This window comes from Azospirillum agricola, assembly GCF_017876095.1.
Classification (GTDB): Bacteria; Pseudomonadota; Alphaproteobacteria; order Azospirillales; family Azospirillaceae; genus Azospirillum; species Azospirillum agricola.
In genome coordinates this window covers 14939-32566 of the sequence record NZ_JAGINM010000017.1, presented here as the reverse complement: position 1 = coordinate 32566, position 17628 = coordinate 14939, and the positions used below count along the sequence as shown (strand labels likewise).

The window sequence follows — 17628 nt, the reverse complement described above, 5'->3', positions numbered from 1 at the left end:
CGCCCCCCGCTGTCACGAACGGTCACGGAACGACCCCGAGCGGAATTGAAGGGCCGGCATGCCTAACCTCAAGGACCTAAAAAACCGGATCGCGAGCGTCCAGTCGACGCGCAAGATCACCTCGGCCATGAAGATGGTCGCGGCCTCCAAGCTGCGCCGCGCGCAGGAGCAGGCGGAAGCCGGCGGTCCCTACGCGGAGCGTATGGGCCGGATGCTGGCCTCGCTGGCCTCCAACGTGCAGGACAGCGGCAACGGGCCGAAGCTGATGACCGGGACGGGCGCCGACAAGGTGCACCTGCTGGTCGTCGTCAGCTCCGATCGCGGTCTGTGCGGCGCCTTCAACGGCTCCATCGTCCGCGAGGCCAAGCGCCAGATCGCCCGCCTCCAGGGCGAGGGCAAGACCGTGAAGCTGCTGACCGTCGGCCGCAAGGGCCGCGACCAGCTGCGTCGCGAGTACGCCTCGCTGATCGTCGAGAGCTACGAGGATGTCGGCCGCCGCCGGCTGTCCTTCAGCGACGCCGACATGGTGGCGAAGAAGGTGCTGGCGATGTTCGACGCCGGCGAGTTCGACGTCTGCTCGGTCGTCTTCAACAAGTTCAAGTCGGCGATCTCGCAGATCGTGACCGTCCAGCAGTTGATCCCCTTCGCGGTTCCGGTCGCGGCCGACGCCGCTCCCGCCGCGACGGAGGAAGCCAAGCCGGTCTACGAGTTCGAGCCGGACGAGGAGCAGATCCTCGCCGAGCTGCTGCCGCGCAACCTGTCGATCCAGATCTACCGCGCGCTCCTGGAGAGCGCCGCGTCCGAGCAGGGCGCCCGGATGACCGCGATGGACAACGCGACGCGCAACGCCGGCGACATGATCAACAAGTTGACGATCACCTACAACCGGACGCGCCAGGCCTACATCACCAAGGAGCTGATCGAGATCATCTCCGGTGCGGAAGCCCTGTAAAGGCGGCGACGAGACGCAATCGGCCGGCGACGGCACACCGACACTTACCGAGTTCCTAGGGAGCTTTACTCCATGGCCACCACCAATTCCGTCGGCAAGATCACGCAGGTTACGGGCGCCGTCGTCGACGTGCAGTTCGACGGCGTCCTGCCGTCGATCCTGAACGCGCTGCACACCCAGAACGACGGCAAGACCCTCGTCCTGGAAGTGGCGCAGCATCTGGGCGAAAGCACGGTCCGTACCATCGCCATGGACAGCACCGACGGTCTGGTGCGTGGTTCCGAGGTGGTGGACACCGGCAACCCGATTGCCGTGCCGGTCGGCCCGGAGACGCTCGGCCGCATCATCAACGTCATCGGCGAGCCGATCGACGAGCGCGGCGCCGTCAACGCCGCCCGCACCCTGCCGATCCACCGCTCGGCCCCGGACTTCGTCGACCAGTCGACGGACGCCGAAGTGCTGATCACCGGCATCAAGGTCATCGACCTTCTCGCTCCCTACGCCAAGGGCGGCAAGATCGGCCTGTTCGGCGGCGCCGGCGTCGGCAAGACCGTGACCATCATGGAGCTGATCAACAACGTCGCGAAGGCGCACGGCGGCGTGTCGGTGTTCGCCGGCGTCGGCGAGCGCACCCGCGAGGGCAACGATCTCTACCACGAGATGATCGAGTCGGGCGTCATCAAGCTCGACGGTCCGGGTTCCAAGGTGGCGCTGGTGTACGGCCAGATGAACGAGCCGCCGGGCGCCCGCGCCCGCGTCGCGCTGAGCGGCCTGACCCTGGCGGAGTATTTCCGCGACGAGGAAGGCCAGGACGTGCTGTTCTTCGTGGACAACATCTTCCGCTTCACGCAGGCCGGTTCGGAAGTGTCGGCCCTGCTCGGCCGCATCCCGTCGGCGGTGGGCTACCAGCCGACGCTGGGCACCGACATGGGCGCGCTCCAGGAGCGCATCACCTCGACGAAGAAGGGTTCGATCACCTCGGTGCAGGCCATCTACGTGCCCGCCGACGATCTGACCGACCCGGCCCCGGCCGCCTCCTTCGCCCACCTCGACGCCACCACGGTGCTGTCGCGCTCGATCGCCGAAATGGCCATCTTCCCGGCCGTGGACCCGCTCGACTCGACCAGCCGCATCCTCGACCCGCGCGTCGTCGGTGACGAGCACTATTCGGTCGCCCGTTCGGTCCAGAAGGTTCTGCAGACCTACAAGTCGCTGCAGGACATCATCGCCATCCTGGGCATGGACGAGCTGTCGGAAGAGGACAAGCTGGTCGTGGCCCGCGCCCGCAAGATCCAGCGCTTCCTGTCGCAGCCCTTCCACGTCGCCGAGGTGTTCACCGGCACGCCGGGCGTGCTGGTCAGCCTGGAAGACACCATCAAGGGCTTCAAGGGCATCGTGAACGGCGACTACGACCACCTGCCGGAGGCCGCCTTCTACATGGTCGGCACCATCGACGAGGCGATCGCCAAGGCCAAGAAGCTGGCGGCCTGATCGGCCTCCGACCTTCGCTGACGCATGGTTCACCCTCTCCCCTCGCAAGAGGGGAGAGGGTTCTTACGAAGAGGCACCAGGAAACCCATGGCCGATAAAGTCGAATTCGAGCTGGTCTCGCCGGAAAAGCTGCTGAAGTCGCTGCCGGTGGACATGGTCGTGGTGCCGGGTACGGAAGGCGATTTCGGCGTGCTCGCCGGGCATGCGCCGCTGATCTCGACCGTGCGTCCGGGCGTCATCGACGTCTATGAGGGCGAGCGGATCGTGGACCGCGTCTTCGTCGCCGGCGGTTTCGCCGAGGTGACCGAGACGCGCTGCACCGTCCTGGCCGAGGAGGCGGTGGCGCTCTCCGATCTCGACCGCGTGTCGGTCGAGAAGACGATCAAGGACCTGTCCGAGGATCTGGACGATTCCAAGTCCGACGCCGAGCGGGCCGCGGTCGAGGCGAAGCTCGCCGTCGCGCGCGCCAAGCTGGAAGCGCTGGGGGCGTCGTCCGCCGCTCACTGAGCGCACGGCACACACCTCGTTGGTTCGACGGGCGGTTCGGTCATCCGAGCCGCCCGTTTCCGTTGCAACGCGGTGAACATTCCTTACATTCAGACGTTGGGCGCGGGCGGCGACGGCTGCGCTTCGATGAGGCTTTCGCCGCGACGGCGCGGCACAACAGAGGCGGACCATGGCCCGAACCCACTGGCGGATCGACGACCTTCCCTGGGACCAGTTCGATCGCAGCAAGATCGATCCGGACATCATCCCGCTGATCAAGGCCGCGGCGCTGGTGGAGTTCAACGCCCACGACTACACCGCCTATCTCTGCAACGTGTTCCACGATGACGCCGAGTTCAAGGCCGTCGCCCAGGATTGGGCGGTGGAGGAGGTCCAGCACGGCCAGGCGCTCGGCCGCTGGGCGGAGCTGGTCGATCCGGAGTTCCAATTCGAGGAGGCCGTCGCCCGCTTCCGCGCCGGCTACAAGGTGCCGATCGACCTGGAGGACTCCGTGCGCGGCTCGCGCAGCGGCGAGATGATCGCCCGCTGCATCGTCGAGACCGGCACCAGCTCCTACTACACCGCCATCGGCGATTCCACCGACGAGCCGGTGCTGAAGGAGATCTGCCGGCGCATCGCCGCCGACGAGCTGCGTCATTTCAAGCTCTTCTACACCTACACCAAGAAGTATCTGGAGCTGGAAGGGCTCAACAGGTTCCAGCGCCTGAAGGTGGCGCTGTCGCGCATCGGGGAATCCGAGGACGACGAGCTGGCCTACGCCTACTACGCGGCCAACGCGCCGGCCGACAGCGTCTACGACCACAAGCGCTACAACGCCGCCTATTCGCGGCGCGCCTACGGCCGCTTCCGGCCCAAGCACATTGACCGCGCCGTCGCCATGGTGTTCAAGGCCTGCGGGCTGACTCCGCACAGCCGCCTGTGCAGCGTCGCCTCGCGCGGCGCCTGGTGGCTGATGGACCGCCGCACCAAGCGGCTGATCGCGCAAGGCGCCTGATCGGGCGCGCCGCCGGCCGGGGCGTCAGCCCCGGCGCCCGCGGCGGACCAGCGACTCCGGGGTGAATTCCTCCGGTTTCAGCGGCTTGTCGAAGATGGGCGGGCGTTGCAGATTGTCGATGCCGCGCGCGACGTAGCGGTCCGTCGTCAGGTCATGGACGAACTCGACCGCCGGCAGGAAGGCCGGCACCTGCCAGTGGGCCACATTGTGGGCCTCGGCGTAGCGCAGCAGCTCGCCCTTGCCGTTGTAATGCTCGGCCATGACGATCTGCCAGGAATCCTCGTCCAGGTAATAGGTGCGGTCGGGCAGGGCATGCTGGAAGTTCGGCTTCAGCCGGGCGTCGACGATCCACACCCGGTGCAGCTCGTAGCGCAGGAACTGCGGGTTGGGGTGGCCGTACCACATGAATTCCGACGGGGCGAGGCCGGCCGTGTTCAGGCGGTAGGCGTTGTAGGGGACGTACATCTCGCGCCGCGACACCAGCGTGAAGTCGAAGCGGTCGAGTGGGCCGCTGAACATGTCGAGCATGTCGGCGGTGGCGATGCCGTCGGTCGCCGGATCCGGCGTGTCGTAGAGGAAATCGGGCGCGGGCACGACGCGTCCCCGCTCCCCCTGGCGGAACCAGGCACGAAAGCCCGACTGGATCGGGTTCAGGGTCGCCTGGGCCAGCAGCACGCTGCCTTCCTGCTCCTTGGGCATCAGGGTGGTGCGGCGGTAGAGCAGGGGACGGCCGCTCTCCTCGCCGGCCGCGTAGGGGAAGGCGACATCCTCGCGGTACAGGCGGCTGTCCAGGGCGCCGGTGGCGCTGGGCAGGATCGTCTGGCCGGTGCGGGTGAGCGACGTGCCGCGCCAGCGCAGCAGATGGTTCCACATCGCCTGCACGCCGTTGGCCGGGATGGGGAAGGGCACGCCGACACGGGCTCCGGTCAGCACCAGCCCGTTGTTGCCGAGCGCGGCGCGGCCGGCGTTCTCCAGGCTGGCGTCATAGACGGCCTGCGGGGCGGCGGCGCTGCGGCGGCAGGGAAAGACCGGAACCTCGAAGCTGTCGGGATGCTTCGCCAGCAGGGCCTGGAGCCCGGCCGACAGGCGGATCTTGTAGCGTTCGACATCGTTGGGACCGACGGTGAACCAGCGCCCGTCCTCGATGTAGGGGTTGGGCGAGGGGCGGCCGGGGACATAGCCCCTCGGAGCCCTGGTCAGCCCGCCGGTCCAGGCGGGGATGGCGCGGGTGCGGTTGCCGGCGCGTATGGCGCCGAAGGGGGTCAGCTCCTCGCCGAGCTTCGGCACGGGGGGCGCCTCGGTCGGTGCCGTCACCGCCTCCTGCGCGCCCGCCACGGTGGCGGCGGTGGTGGTGGCGGCGGTCGTGGCTATCGTTCCCAGCGCCAGGGCCAGCGCCTCGCGGCGGGTGATGGAGGGGCGGCCGCTCATGCGCCCGCCACGAAGCGTTCGACGGCGGCGAAGGCAGCCCGCAGCGCGGTCGCCCGCTCGGCGAGGTGAAGCCAGGAGGTATCGTCCGTCGCCGCGCGTTCCAGCGCCAGCGCGGCGGCGGCGAGAGGCTCGGCCCCGGCGTTGCGCGCGGAGCCGCGCAGATTGTGGGCGCAGGCCCGCACGGCCTCCCGGTCGCCGGCCGACACGGCGTGGTCGAGATCGGTGAGGATTTTCCGGCTGATCGACACGAAATCGTTCAGCAGTTCGGCGACCATCCCGTCGTCTCCGCCGCACAGGGCGCGCAGACCGGCGCGTTCGACAGGCGGCGTCTGGACCTCCACCGGAGCGGTCGGCGTCGGCGTGGGGGGGAGCCAGCGCGCCAGGGCCGCCGCCAGTTGCGGAAGGTCGAGGGGCTTGCTCAGCACGTCGTCCATCCCGGCGGCGTGGTAGCCGGCGATATCGTCCGGCCCGGCGTTGGCGGTAACGGCGACGATCGGCAGCCGGGCCAGGCCCTCCGCCACTTCGCCGGCCCGGATGCGGCGGGTCAGCTCGACCCCGTCGGTTTCCGGCATCTGCACGTCGGTCAGCAGCAGGCCGTAACGGCGCGGCCCCCGCCACGCGGCCAGCGCGGCGGCGCCGCCGTTCGCCATCTCCGCCGCGTAGCCCAGCGCGTGCAACTGCATCAGCAGCACCTTGCGGTTCACCGCGTTGTCCTCGGCCACCAGGATCAGGCGGCCCTGCGCCAGAGCGTCCTCCGGATCCGGCGCTTCGGGAACGGGCGGGACGCCCGACCGCGCCGCCTCCGGTGCGGGCACGGGCTGGGGGAGGAGCGGGGAGAATTCGTCCGTGGCGGCGAGGCGGCCGGCGGCGGCGGCCACGGCGCGCAGCAGGGGCAGGCGCCGCAGCGGCCGGCCGAGCGGTATCACGCCGTGCGCGCTCCGCTCGCCGCCGGACCCTTGCAGCAGCAGGATGACGGGCGGTCGCCGTTCGCCGCTGCGGCGGCCCAGCTCCTCAGGCGCGCAGGCGGCGGCGGGGACGTGCAGCGCCTCGTCCACCGCCACGACGTCGGCGGCGTGGCCGGCCTCGCGGGCGAGGCGTGCCTGGGCGGCCAGATCGGACGGCGAGGCGGCGCCCAGCACGCGGGCGCCGGCGGCCTCCAGATAGCAGGACAGGAAGCTGCGTTCCGTGTCGTCGGGCACCCCCAGCAGCACGGTCAGACCGTCCAGCCCGACGGCGGAACCGGCCTCGGCCTGGGGCTGGGCGTCGCCGTCCGGCGTGCCGGCGGAATCGGCGCGGTCGAGCGACAGGCCGAGCCAGAAGGTCGAGCCGACGCCGGGGACGCTCTCCACCCCGATCTCGCCACCCATCAGCGCGGCCAGCCGCCGGCTGATCGACAGGCCGAGCCCGGTCCCGCCGAAGCGCCGGGCGGTCGAGCTTTCCGCCTGGGTGAAGGGCTGGAACAGCCGGCGCCGCACCGGCTCCGGAATGCCGATGCCGGTGTCGGTCACCTCGATCCGCAACGCCGTCGCCGGCCCGCTTCCGGACCCGGCGGCCAGGGAGGCGCGCATGACGATGCGGCCCGTCTCGGTGAACTTGATGGCGTTGCCGCCGAGATTGAACAGGATCTGCCGCAGCCGCACCGGATCGCCCAGCAGGGCCGGCGGAATCGCCGGGTCGATGTAGGTCAGCAGCGGCAGCCCCTTGGCGCGGGCCGACGGCGCCAGCGTCTCCGCGACCCCCTCGATCAGGGCGGGGATGGAGACGGGCACCCGTTCGACGTCCATCTTGCCGGCCTCGATCTTCGAGAAGTCGAGGATGTCGTCGATGATCCGCAGCAGCGAGATCGCCGATTCCCGCATCGTCGCCACGGTGTCGCGCTGGTGGGCGTCCAGCCCGCTGCGCTCCAGCATGCCCAGCATGCCCAGCACCCCGTTCATCGGCGTGCGGATCTCGTGGCTCATGGTGGCGAGGAAGGCGGATTTGGCCTTGGTCGCCTGCTCCGCCTGCTCCCTCGCCTCCTCCATCCGCTGTTCGGCCAGCTTGCGGCCGGTGATGTCGTAGATCCAGGCGAGATAAACCCCCCGCCCCTCGACCATGGCCGGATCGACCGACAGCAGCGCCCAGAAGGTCGAGCCGTCGGCGCGCCGCAAGGTCACCTCGGCGTCGCGGATCGGACGGTGCTGGAGCAGCGCGCGCAGCTCCGGACGGTTGTCCGCCGGGGCGAACAGCGCGCCGATGGGCGAACCGGCGAGCCGCTCCCTGGGAATGCCGAGCAGCGTGACCAGCCGCTGGTTGGCCAGCACGACGGTGCCGTCCTCGTCATAGGCGCAGACGCCGACGGGGCTCGCCTCCAGCATGGCGTTGACCTGCTCGCGGCTTTCGCGCAGCTCGCGGGTGCGCTGGGCGACGCGGGTCTCGATCGACTGGATCTGGTCGAAGGCGCGCAGCGCGGCGATGACGGCGGTGAACAGGCTTTCCGCCGACAGGTCGGCCTTGGGCTTGTAGTCATTGATGTCGTACTCGACGATCACGTCGCGCTGCGGCGCCTGCCCCGGCTGGCCGGTGCGCAGGATGATGCGGACGTCGCGGTTGCCGAGCTCGTTGCGGATCCAGCGCACCAGCCGCAGGCCGGCCTCGTCGTCCCCCATCACCACGTCGAGCAGGATCACCGCGACGTCGCGCCGGCTTTGCAGGGCGCGCCGGGCGTCGGCCGCGCTGAAACAGCCGACGAGGTCGAGCCGCCGCCCCTGGAAGACGACGTCGGCGAGCAGCAGCCCGGTCATCGCGTGGACGTCGGCCTCGTCGTCCACCACCAGGATCGTCCAGGGCGGAGGCTCGGCGCCGGCCGGGCCGGCTCCGCCGACGCCCGGATCCTCCGCCGCGAAGAGGATGTCGTCGTCGCAGGTGGGTTCAGCGAGCGCACCCGTGCTCATGCCGCCTCGGTCTCCACGCGTCTGGCTCCCCCGCCGGGGCCCTGGCCGGCGCTGGGGCCGGCGCTGGGGCCGGGGCTGGCGCCCGCCGTTTTGGGAATGCGAAGCGTGAACGTAGTGCCGTCGCCGGGCGCGCTGTCAACCGAGATCCGCCCGCCCAGCGTCTGCGTCACCAGATTGAAGACGATGTGCAGGCCGAGCCCGCTGCCGCCGGTGCCGCGCCGGGTGGTGAAGAAGGGTTCGAAAACCCGGGACTGGTGCTCGGCCGGGATGCCGGCGCCGTCGTCGGCGAAGCGGAGGACCACCTCGCCCTCCGGCGACTCCTCGGCGTCGATCACCATGTGGCCGGCCGTCGCATGGCCGTCGGGGTCGGGGGGGAAGGCGTGGGTCAGCGCGTTCATCACCAGATTGGTCACCACCTGGCTCAGCGCGCCGGGGAAGCTGTCCAGCACGATGCCGGGGGAGCAGGCGATGGCGACGCGGTGCGGTCCCTTGCGCAGGGCGGGGCCGAGGGAGGTCACCACCTCCTCCAGATAGGTCAGCAGCTCGAAGCGGCGGCGTTCCTGGCTGGTCTGGTCGATGGCGACGCGCTTGAAGCTCTGGATCAGCTCGGCCGCGCGGGTCAGGTTCTGCTGGATCAGGCGGGTGGATTCGCCGGCGGTCGCCACATAGGCCGTGAGATCGGACTTCTTCATCGTTCCGCCCGCGAAGGCGTCCGACAGCGCGCGGGTGCGGGCGGACAGATGGGTGGAGCAGCCGAAGGCGATGCCGACCGGGGTGTTGATCTCGTGCGCGACGCCGGCCACCAGCAGCGCCAGCGAGGCCATCTTCTCCGCCTGCACGAGGCTGGCCTGGGTTTCCTTCAGGTCGGCGTAGGCGGCCTCCAGCGCCTGCATGGCGTGGAAGATCTCCTCGGCGGAGCGCGCCTCGACCGTCACGTCGGTGAAGGTGCGGACGAAGCCGCCCTCCGGCAGCGGGTTGGTGCGCACCTCGACGATCCGGCCGTCGGGGCGGCGGCGCTTGAAGGTGAAGGGCTGGTCCAGCAGGCCGTCCAGGCCGGCGCCATCCTCGGAGACGAGGTGGAGGTCGGGATCGTCGCCCATCGCGTCGAACGCGCCGCGGGTGCGCTGGAGGGCGACGATGTCGGGAAAGGCGGGGCCGGGAAGGCCGGGACCGCCGGCCAGCGCCTCCGGCGGGACGTCCAGAAGCTCGGCGGCGCGGCGGTTGGACATCACCACCCGCAGGTCGTGGTCGACCTTGATGATCCCCTGGTCGGTGTTGTCCAGCGTGACCTGGAGGATGTTGCGCTCGCGCGCCAGATCCAGCTCGGCCTGGATCCGTTCGGTCACGTCGGACATGGTGCCGGTCAGGCGCAGGGCGGCCCCGCCCGCGTCGCGCTGGGCGGTGGCGCGGTCCTCGATCCAGGCCCATCGGCCGTCGCGCCGCCGCATCCGGTAGACGGCGGTGTAGGCCATCGCCTTGTCGCGCACGCGGCGCCGGGATTCGGCGACGATGCCGGCCGCCTCGTCCGGGTGCAGCAGCGATTCCCAGGTCGCCGCGGTCATCGGCAGCTCGTCGGGGCCGTAGCCGAGCAGGGCGGGGAACTCCTTCGACCACCAATATTGCGTGCTGCGCAGGTCGTAGTCCCAGACCGACGAGCGGGTCGCGGTGATCGCCAGGGCGAGCCGCTGCTCGCTCTGGCGCAGGGCCGCCGCCTCGGCGTCGAGCCGGGCCAGCATGCCGTTGTAGGCCAGGATCACCCGGCCCATCTCGTCCGCCGCCACCCAATCGACCGGGCGTCGGCCGTGCCCCCGCTCGAAATCGAGGATCGAATCGACCAGCCGGCGCAGCGGCAGGCCGATGGTCAGGCGCAGGGCGGCCAGCGCCGCCGCGACGGTTCCGGCCAGCATCAGCAGCAGCAGGAAGACGGTGTTCGCAATCTCCTGCCGCAACTGTTCGCGGACGGGGGCCTGCGTGTAGTGCAGGGCCAGCGTGCCGACCGGGGAGCCCAGCGCCATGACGGTCCGGCGCTCGACCCCGCCGGCCCGCCCGGCGGAGGAGCAGGCGGGGCCGGACGAGGCGAACAGGCCGTCGGGCTGGTTGTCGCCGACCTCGACGCAGACCAGCTCGCGGTTGGCGGCGATGGACTGCATGACGTTGTGGATGGCGGTGACGTCGTAGGACCAGAGATTGTGCGACAGCGCCGCCGCGTTGACGTCGGCGATGGTGGCGACCTTGTCGCGCAGCGCGTCGCGCAGATCCTGGTAGCGGTTGTGGAAGAAGATCGCGGAGAAGCCCGAGACCGCGAGGACCAGGCTGGGGACCAGGATCATCAGAAACTTGGCCGACACCGTCGGCACCCGGCGCCACGCGCGCGCCACACTGTCGATGCCTTGGCTGCTCATGCCCTGCCGGTCCGGACGCTGGCTTGGAGAATGCCGTCGCCGGCACGGAGAGCGGGTGCCTCCGGGGGGAAGTTCTACCCCGTTCCGGCCGGCATCGTCCATCCCGCCGGGGGAAACCCGCCGGTCGGCGGCGACGGCGCTTGAGAAGCCCGCGCCGCTTGCACTACTGTGCATAGGCGAAGACGGTGGGATACGCGCGCGTCCGTAGGGCCGGGCGCGCCAGCGGTCCCGAAGATGTGGGGGTACGATGCAGTTCCAAACGCGCAGCACGTCGGACGAGGTCGAGGTGCGGCTGAACGGTCGGCTGGAGTTCACCGATCACGACCGGCTGTCCGACATCGTCGGGCTGCTGGACGGCCAGCGGGCGCGCCGCTTCACCATCGACCTGTCGGGGCTGGAGTTCCTCGATTCCGCCGGGCTCGGCATGCTGCTGATCCTCCAGGAGGAGGCCGAGCAGCGCAACATCAAGCTGACCGTGCGCGGCCCCCAGGGCGACGTGAAGCGGTCGATCGATCTCGCCCGGATCGGCGAGATCATCACCATCGAACCGTAAGCGGCGCGCCGTGGAGCCGGCCTCCCCGCATCTGCGCCCCTTCTGCGTGATGTGGACCCGCGTTCCCGACGAGACGCGGGCGCGGATCGCCGCCCGCTTCGCCATGCCCGGCTTCGAGCTGTCCGGCTTCGAGCCGGCCGACCCGGCGGCCCTGCCGTCCTGGGCCGACGCCCTGCTGCTGGAGCAGGCCGACCGCGACCGGCTGCGCGAGGCGTTCGACCGCAACCCCTTCCTGACGGTCGAGCTGGGGGAGGGCGGCGACGAGCCCGCCGCCCTGCGCGAGGACTGGACCGGCGCCCCGGCGGTCGAGCCGGGCTTCTACCTGTCGCTGACCACCGGCACCGCCTACGGCCTGCAATGCGCGGTGCTGGTCTGCGACGAGCTGGCGCGGCGCGGCGGCCTGCGGGCCGACCAGCGCTCCAACGTCGAGCTGTGCCTGCACGAGGCCATCGCCAACGCCATCGTCCACGGCAACCTCGGCCTGTCGAGCGCGACCAAGAACCAGCCGGACGGCTACCGGCTGTTCGGGCAGATGCTGCGCGACCGTCTGGAGGATCCGGCGATCAAGCGGCGCCGCATCGACATCTTCTGCCGCTGGAACGCCGCGACCGTCGCCATCGCGGTGGTCGACCAGGGCGGCGGCTTCGACAGCGGCGCGGCTCCGGCCGCGGTGGGCGGCAAGGCGCGCTCGGGGCGTGGCTTCGTCTTCATGCGGGCGCTCGCCAGCCGTGTCGCGGTGACCGACGGCGGCCGCTGCACCGTCCTGCATTTCGACCTCTGACGGGCTTCCACGCCATGGCGATGTCGCTGTCCGACAGTCGGGTCCTCATCGTCGACGACAACGAGTTCAACCGGAAATCGCTGGCTCTGGTCATCCGCCGCGCCGGCATCAGCGAGATCGCCTTCGCCGGGGATGGGGAGGAGGGGCTGCGGGCGGTCGACCGCTTCCGCCCCGACCTCGTTCTGCTCGACGTTGACATGCCGGTGATGAACGGGCTGGAGATGTGCCGGGCCCTGCGGCGCAACGCGACGCACGAGGAACTGCCGGTGCTGTTCCAGACCGCGCTGGACAGCGACGAGGAGCAGGTCCGCTGCTTCGACGCCGGGGGCAGCGACTTCATCTCCAAGCCGATCCGGCCCGGCGAATGCGTGGCGCGGGTCCGCCACCAGCTCGAGAAGCGCAAGCTGTTCAACGACCTCGCCGCCTACCGCGAGCGTGTGCAGCGGGAACTGTCGCACGCCCGCGCGATGCAGCATTCGCTGCTGCCGGAAAGCCGCCGGATCGCGGCGGTCGCCGAGCGCTACGGCCTGATCCTCGACGCGCATTTCGAGACGTCGTCGGAGCTTGGCGGCGATTTCTGGGGGGTCTATCCGCTCGACGACCGGCGCGTCGGCTTCCTGCTGATCGACTTCGCCGGGCACGGCATCACGGCGGCGATCAACACCTTCCGCCTGCACACGCTGATCGACCGTTTTCCAATGGAGGACGCGGCGCCGTCGCAATGGCTGTCGCGGCTCAACGGCGCCCTGAAGGACGTGCTGCCGACCGGGCAGTTCGCCACCGCCTTCTTCGGGATCCTCGATCTGGCGACCGACACGCTGACCTTCGCGGGCGCCGGGGCGCCGAACCCGGTGCTGGGGGTGGGCGCCGACTTGCGGCTGCTCGATTCGGCGGGGCTGGTGCTGGGCGCATCGCGACGGGCCCGCTACGCCGACCAGAGCCACCGCCTGCCGCGCGGCGGTTTCCTGTTCCTCTACAGCGACGCGCTGATCGAATGCGGCGGGGAGGAGCACGGTCCGCTTGGCCAGGAGGCGGTTCCCGCCTTCGTGCGCGACGCCCTGGCGGTCAACCGGCTGCACCCGCTGCGGCCGATGCTGGATCGTTTCTATGCCCGCACCCGCCAGCCGCTGCGTGACGACCTGACGGCGGTGTGGATCGCCCGCCGGGCTTGAGCCGTCCGGCGGGTTGTCCGGCGATCGGTTCGGGTCACGCCGCCGCGGCGGTCACACCTGCGACGTGGCCCGGCGGCGGACCCAGCGGATGCTCTTGAAGGCGATCCACAGCACGGCGATGGCGGCGGCGATCAGCAGCAGGATCTTCGTGCCGCTCTCGCCGATCGACGCCGCGGCCTCGCCGAACAGGTAGCCGGCGCCGGCGAAGCTCCAGGCCCAGATGCCGGCGGCGACGAAATTCCACACCATGAAGCGGCGCCATGGCATGCGGGACGTGCCGACGGCGACCGACGCGATGTTGCGGATGCCGTAGAGGAAACGGAACACCAGGATGAAGCCGACCCCGTACATCTCGAGCCAGCGCAGCACACGGGCGCTGTGAACCTCGGCCGCCGGAAAGCGGGCCAGCGCCTTGGCGCCCCAGCGGCGCCCCATCCAGAACCAGAGCTGGTCGCCGAGGAAGCTGCCGATCCACACGGAGGCGACCAGCCAGTATAGATTGAAGACACCGAGCTGGGCACCCATCCCGCCGAAGATGACAAATGTTTCACCTTCGAAAAAAGCCCAGAAGAATGCCAGTGGGTAGAAGGCATTGCCCCATTCCTGCAACCAGGTGATCCAGTCCAAAGCTCCCTCCGGGAGGCGGTGCGCGGTTCAGTTCCTGCCATTCGCTGCCGATGCGCCGCTCTATTGTGCGATGCGAAAGAAAACGACGGCCGAGCCATGATGATGGCACAGGTCTGCACTGCTTGTCCCGTAAACTTTCCCTGGAATCCGGGATCACCCGTAATCTTCCTGCGACCGCCGGCCGGTGACGGACGGGATCAGGCGTCGTCGCCCGCCAGTTCGCCCACCACCTGCCGGGCGGCGCGCAGAAGCATAGGGTTGGGTTCCGCCGTCTCGCCGGACTCGTCGTCGTCCGCGCGGTCGGGCAGGGCGCGCCGCTTCAACTCGCGCGCCGCCTCGATCAGCAGATAGCTCAACCGGGCATCGGGAATGGCCTGGACGACAGCGCGCAGTTCGGGATTCGACAGCGCGCCCGGGTCGAAGGGCGGCGGCGGGGCCGGTGGAGCGGGTGGGCCGAGCGGCAGCGTCGCGGCACAGGACGCGGCGAGGGCGGCGGACGCGGGCATGGGCACCGCCTCCCTCACCATGTCGACGGCGACGGGGGCGGCGATGCTGGTCGCGCGGGACCGGCGGGCTGGCTTGCGCACGCGCTCCGTCTCGGGCAGATCGTCGAAGAGAAGATGCTGGGCGCTCATCCGTTCACCCGCGGTTTGCGAAGTGTTCCCTTTTTATTCTATGAAGGGGTCTGATTGTCGAGGGGAATCTGTGGTTGCGGCGCGGTGCTTCGGATCCGTGTCCGCTCAGGCCACGGCTTCCAGGAAGCGCTCCGGGCGGCGGATCGGGGTCCGGCCGATCGACCGCACCGACAGAAGCTGGCGGTCCACCGTGACCAGCCAGTCGGCGTCGCCGGCCAGGGCGGCGGCGAGGAACATGTCGTCCTCGGGATCGCGGCACAGCCGGCCGATGGGGGCGGGGGCGACCAGGGTGGTCTCCGCGGTGATGGCGTCGACGAAGCGCTGGCGTGCCGCCGCCGGGCTGTAGCGTTCGAAACCGGGGCGCATCAGCACGGCGCGCAGCTCGGCCAGGGTTGCCGTGCTGCCGAGCAGGCCGCGGTCGGCGCGCACCCGCTCCACGCAGCGGCGCAGGGCGTCGTGGCGGCGGGGAGCCTGTGTTTCGTCCAGAAGGGCGAAGGCCACCAGTATGTTGGTATCCAGCACGGCGCGGACAGGCTTGACCGAATGAAGCCCGGCCCCTTCGTTCCGGGTATCATGGTTTTCCCCGATGTTCATTTCGTCAAATCCGGTCTTTCTTCCAAGGAACCGTCTTCCGGGAGGCTTTCTTGTGGGGCCTCGCGCTTTGCGGTATGAACGATGCACGGCGTCAACGAATCATTAAGAGCGGAATCCCCGGCATGACCACGATCCTCATCGTCGACGACAGTCGGCTGGCGCGCAACATGGTCGCCAGCGTCATCACGTCGTTGCGGCCGGACTGGACCATCCTGTCCGCCGCCAGCGGCGAGGAGGCGCTGGGGGTCGTCGCCGACGCCACGCCGGTGGCCGCCATCGTGGACTACAACATGCCGGGCATGGACGGGATCGCGCTGGCCGAGCAGCTGAAGGCGCGCTTCGACAGCCTGCCGATCGGCTTGCTGACCGCCAACGTCCAGGATTCGTTGAAGAGCAAGGCGGCGGCGATCGACATCCGCTTCATCGCCAAGCCGATCACCTCGGACAAGATCCGGGACTTCCTCGCCGCCGCCGGGCAGTGACGCGGATGGCCGGCGACGAACCGCTGCTTTCGCAAGGCGACGAGGCCGACGCCATCGCCGAGCTGTTCAACATCGGCATGGGGGAACCCGCCGCCGCCTTGAGTTCCATGCTGGGGGAGGAGGTCCGTCTGTCGGTGCCGTCCTTCGCGGTGTCGACCCGCTTGGCCGTCGCCCGCGACCTCGCCCCTGCCATTGTCCCGCCGGTCTGCGCGGTGCGCGGCGCCTTCGCCGGCCCTTTCACCGGCGAGGCGATGCTGCTGTTTCCCGAACAGGGGACGCTCGCCCTGGTCGGCCGTCTGGTCCCGGTCGATCCCGCCGCCGAGGGGCCGGGGGAGATGGAACAGGACGCGCTGACGGAAATCGGCAACATCATCCTGAACGGCTGTCTGGCCAGCCTGTCCAACCTGATCGGCGGCGAAATCGCCGGGGCGGTTCCCGGCTATGGGACCGGCGATCCGGAGGCGGTGATCGGGGCGGCCGAGGATCCCGTCCTGGCCGTGCGCATCGACATGGCGCTGGCCGCCGGCGACGCGCAGGGGCACGCGCTGTTTCTGCTCGACATCGCGTCCCTCGACGCCTTCCGCGAAGCAATCCGCCGGACGCTGGCGAATCTCGGTTCCTGACCGTCCGGCTCTGATCTGGGCGTGCCCGCCTTGGCGCGGGCCGTTTGGAGCCTGCCGTTTGGAAATGGAAAAGGCCGGCCAACCTTGCGGTTCGACCGGCCTTTTCTTGATGGTAGCAGCGGAGGGATTTGAACCCCCGACCAAGGGATTATGATTCCCCTGCTCTACCACTGAGCTACGCTGCCATCGTGTCTACCATCCTGCCCGGTCGTTTCCGCCGGGGCCGCTTCTATAGGATAGGGGGGTGTGGGGTGTCAAGCGGCGAAAACATCCCCTCCCGTTATTTTTTCTAAGACGCCGTCGCGGCGATCCAGCCCCCCCCCAGAACCCGGTCGCCCTGGTACACGACGCAGGCCTGGCCGGGCGCGATGCCGTGCTGTGGCTCGTGCAGGTCCACCCGCGCGGTGCCGTCCGCGGCGAAGCGCCAGGTCGCGGCGGCCGGCGCCTGGGCGGAGCGCAGCTTGACCGACACCTCAAGCCCGTCGCCCTCGGGAAGGGCGGAACCGAGCCAGTTGATCTCGCGCACCGTCACGACGGAGCGCGCCAGATCGCGGCGCGGGCCGACGACGACGCGGCGCTGCGCCGGCTCCAGCCGGACGACGTAGAGCGCCTCCTCCTCGCCGCCGCGGATGCCGCCGATGCCCAGCCCCTTGCGCTGGCCGACCGTGTAATGCACGACACCGCGGTGCCGGCCCAGCACGCGGCCGTCGATGTGGACGATCTCGCCCGGTTCGACCGAGCCGGGGCGCAGCTTCGCCACCACCTCGGCGTAGTCGCCGTTGGGCACGAAGCAGATGTCCTGGCTGTCGGGCTTGGCCGCCACCTCCAGCCCGTGGCGCTCGGCCAGGGCGCGGGTCTCCGGCTTGGTCAGGCCGCCCAGCGGGAAGCGCAGGAAGCCGAGCTGGTCGCGCGTGGTGGCGAACAGGAAATAGCTCTGGTCCTTGCCGGGGTCGGCGGCGCGGTGCAGTTCGGCGCCGTGCGTGCCCTCGACGCGGCGCACGTAATGGCCGGTGGCCAGCGCCTCGGCGCCGAGGTCGCGGGCGGTGTTCAGCAGATCGCGGAACTTGACGCGCTGGTTGCAGCGCACGCAGGGGATCGGGGTCTCGCCGCGCAGGTAGCTGTCGGCGAAATCGTCCATGACGTCCTGGGAGAAGCGGCCCTCGTAATCCAGCACGTAATGCGGGATGCCGATGCGCTCGGCGACCTGGCGGGCGTCGTAGATGTCCTGCCCGGCGCAGCAGGCTCCGGCCTTCTGCAAGGCCAGCCCGTGGTCGTAGAGCTGAAGGGTGATGCCGACGACATCGTAGCCCTCTTCCCGCAGCATGGCCGCGGTGACGGAGGAATCCACCCCGCCGGACATCGCGACGACGACGCGGGTGTCCTGGGGGCGCTTGGAAAGACCGAGGGAGTTCATGGCGCCCAATATGGGAGAAACGGCGGGCAAGGAAAGGGGC

Annotated in this window: 16 protein-coding genes and 1 tRNA gene; 9 read left to right on the top strand and 8 right to left on the bottom strand. The window is 70.0% G+C overall.

All coding sequences use genetic code 11. The features are described from left to right. The first annotated feature begins 58 nt into the window (after positions 1-58). From J2847_RS22980 to J2847_RS22965, 4 genes are all read left to right on the top strand, one after another. Positions 59-952 (top strand): F0F1 ATP synthase subunit gamma, encoded by an 894-nt coding sequence (locus tag J2847_RS22980; protein WP_085556081.1) that lies wholly within the window; start codon positions 59-61, stop codon positions 950-952. Positions 953-1024: 72 nt separating this feature from the next. Continuing rightward, positions 1025-2443: a F0F1 ATP synthase subunit beta gene (atpD, locus tag J2847_RS22975; RefSeq protein WP_209781151.1), complete on the top strand. Its 1419-nt coding sequence runs from the start codon at positions 1025-1027 to the stop codon at positions 2441-2443. An 87-nt stretch (positions 2444-2530) separates the two neighbouring features. Next, positions 2531-2950, top strand: a complete 420-nt coding sequence (locus tag J2847_RS22970) for a F0F1 ATP synthase subunit epsilon (RefSeq protein ID WP_209781150.1) — start codon at positions 2531-2533, stop codon at positions 2948-2950. A gap of 169 nt (positions 2951-3119) precedes the next feature. Next, complete coding sequence (locus J2847_RS22965) at positions 3120-3944, top strand: ferritin-like domain-containing protein (protein ID WP_085556084.1); 825 nt, start codon at positions 3120-3122, stop codon at positions 3942-3944. A gap of 24 nt (positions 3945-3968) precedes the next feature. Here the strand turns inward: J2847_RS22965 and J2847_RS22960 are convergent, their stop codons facing one another. From J2847_RS22960 to J2847_RS22950, 3 genes are read right to left on the bottom strand one after another with little or no spacing between them, the layout of a single operon-like run. After that, entirely contained in the window at positions 3969-5372 is a 1404-nt protein-coding gene (locus tag J2847_RS22960; RefSeq protein ID WP_209781149.1) for a DUF1329 domain-containing protein, read from the bottom strand. Next, positions 5369-8305 carry a hybrid sensor histidine kinase/response regulator gene (locus J2847_RS22955; protein WP_233474726.1) on the bottom strand — a complete coding sequence of 979 codons (2937 nt, stop codon included), beginning with the start codon at positions 8303-8305 and terminating at the stop codon, positions 5369-5371. Before J2847_RS22955 ends, J2847_RS22960 begins: the two co-directional genes overlap by 4 nt. Next, positions 8302-10707, bottom strand: a complete 2406-nt coding sequence (locus tag J2847_RS22950; RefSeq protein ID WP_211114822.1) for a PAS domain-containing sensor histidine kinase — start codon at positions 10705-10707, stop codon at positions 8302-8304. Before J2847_RS22950 ends, J2847_RS22955 begins: the two co-directional genes overlap by 4 nt. Positions 10708-10954: 247 nt before the next feature. Here J2847_RS22950 and J2847_RS22945 point away from each other — a divergent pair, with 247 nt between their 5' ends. Genes J2847_RS22945 through J2847_RS22935 form a run of 3 tightly spaced genes read left to right on the top strand, consistent with a single transcriptional unit; the run spans position 10955 to position 13213 of the window. Beyond that, positions 10955-11260 carry an STAS domain-containing protein gene (locus J2847_RS22945; protein WP_209781148.1) on the top strand — a complete coding sequence of 102 codons (306 nt, stop codon included), beginning with the start codon at positions 10955-10957 and terminating at the stop codon, positions 11258-11260. A 10-nt stretch (positions 11261-11270) separates the two neighbouring features. Next, positions 11271-12041 carry an ATP-binding protein gene (locus J2847_RS22940; protein WP_325169467.1) on the top strand — a complete coding sequence of 257 codons (771 nt, stop codon included), beginning with the start codon at positions 11271-11273 and terminating at the stop codon, positions 12039-12041. A gap of 14 nt (positions 12042-12055) precedes the next feature. Further along, a complete protein-coding gene (locus J2847_RS22935; protein WP_085556088.1) occupies positions 12056-13213 on the top strand; it encodes a PP2C family protein-serine/threonine phosphatase in 1158 nt (385 codons plus the stop codon). A 51-nt stretch (positions 13214-13264) separates the two neighbouring features. On the opposite strand, the gene J2847_RS22930 is transcribed toward J2847_RS22935, so the two are convergent. The 3 genes from J2847_RS22930 to J2847_RS22920 form a co-directional block, all read right to left on the bottom strand. Next, positions 13265-13840: a DedA family protein gene (locus J2847_RS22930; protein WP_209781147.1), complete on the bottom strand. Its 576-nt coding sequence runs from the start codon at positions 13838-13840 to the stop codon at positions 13265-13267. Positions 13841-14037: 197 nt separating this feature from the next. Next, entirely contained in the window at positions 14038-14475 is a 438-nt protein-coding gene (locus J2847_RS22925) for a hypothetical protein (protein ID WP_209781146.1), read from the bottom strand. A gap of 105 nt (positions 14476-14580) precedes the next feature. Next, positions 14581-15069 (bottom strand): putative toxin-antitoxin system toxin component, PIN family, encoded by a 489-nt coding sequence (locus J2847_RS22920; protein WP_209781145.1) that lies wholly within the window; start codon positions 15067-15069, stop codon positions 14581-14583. Between the two features lie 122 nt (positions 15070-15191). Between J2847_RS22920 and J2847_RS22915 the strand changes: the two genes are divergently transcribed. After that, complete coding sequence (locus J2847_RS22915; protein ID WP_209781144.1) at positions 15192-15551, top strand: response regulator; 360 nt, start codon at positions 15192-15194, stop codon at positions 15549-15551. 5 nt (positions 15552-15556) lie between these two features. Then, entirely contained in the window at positions 15557-16174 is a 618-nt protein-coding gene (locus J2847_RS22910) for a chemotaxis protein (protein ID WP_209781143.1), read from the top strand. A gap of 110 nt (positions 16175-16284) precedes the next feature. Here J2847_RS22910 and J2847_RS22905 read toward each other — a convergent pair. Both J2847_RS22905 and mnmA read right to left on the bottom strand, forming a co-directional pair. Next, positions 16285-16359, bottom strand: a tRNA-Met gene (locus J2847_RS22905). Positions 16360-16463: 104 nt separating this feature from the next. Next, positions 16464-17588 carry a tRNA 2-thiouridine(34) synthase MnmA gene (mnmA, locus tag J2847_RS22900; protein WP_209781142.1) on the bottom strand — a complete coding sequence of 375 codons (1125 nt, stop codon included), beginning with the start codon at positions 17586-17588 and terminating at the stop codon, positions 16464-16466. Positions 17589-17628: the final 40 nt, after the last annotated feature.